The following is a 570-nucleotide window of genomic DNA, read 5'->3' as shown; positions in this document are numbered from 1 at the left end:
GGGTTTTATTGCCCTCGCCGGTGTGGCCGTCGAATTTGGGGTAGTCATGCTCCTTTATCTGGACCAGGCCCTGCAGCGTCGGCGGGCCCGCGATGCCTTGCAAAACTGGCACGATCTGCAGCTGGCGATTATGGAGGGGAGTATGCTCCGCCTGCGTCCGCTGGCCATGACGTTTACCCTGGTCGTTGTGGGCCTGCTGCCCATCATGCTCAGCGAGGGCACAGGCGCCGATATGATGAAACGGATTGCCGCACCTATCATCGGCGGCATGTTGAGCGCAACGCTGTTGGCCTTGCTCGTTATCCCTGCGCTGTACGCCTTATGGCAACGGCGTCGTTTAAGATTGCAGTAATACTCAGAAAAGGAGAAATGTCATGAACAGAAGGCAGTTGTTGAAGTCGATATTATCGGCACTGGCTCTGGCAGGTTATGTGCAGGCAGACCGGGCTAGTGCCTCGGGTATGGGCAGTATGATGGGAAACATGATGGGGGGTGATTCGCCTGACCACGAAGGCATGCGTGCCATGATGTCACCGGAGAATCGTGGACCCATGCGTACCGGGATGGAAT

Annotated in this window: 1 protein-coding gene and 1 pseudogene; both read left to right on the top strand. The window is 57.0% G+C overall.

Features of this window, described 5'->3' with window-relative positions; all coding sequences use genetic code 11:
* A partial coding sequence (locus BLW97_RS18320) for an efflux RND transporter permease subunit (protein ID WP_143214998.1) occupies window positions 1-352 on the top strand: 352 nt, incomplete at its 5' end.
* A gap of 22 nt (window positions 353-374) precedes the next feature.
* A pseudogene (locus BLW97_RS18315) lies at window positions 375-570 on the top strand (hypothetical protein); the annotation flags it as partial.

The organism is Acidithiobacillus albertensis, assembly GCF_001931655.1.
GTDB lineage: Bacteria > Pseudomonadota > Gammaproteobacteria > Acidithiobacillales > Acidithiobacillaceae > Acidithiobacillus > Acidithiobacillus thiooxidans.
The sequence above is the reverse complement of the archived record's forward strand: the minus strand, read 5'-3'. Positions and strand labels throughout refer to the sequence as shown.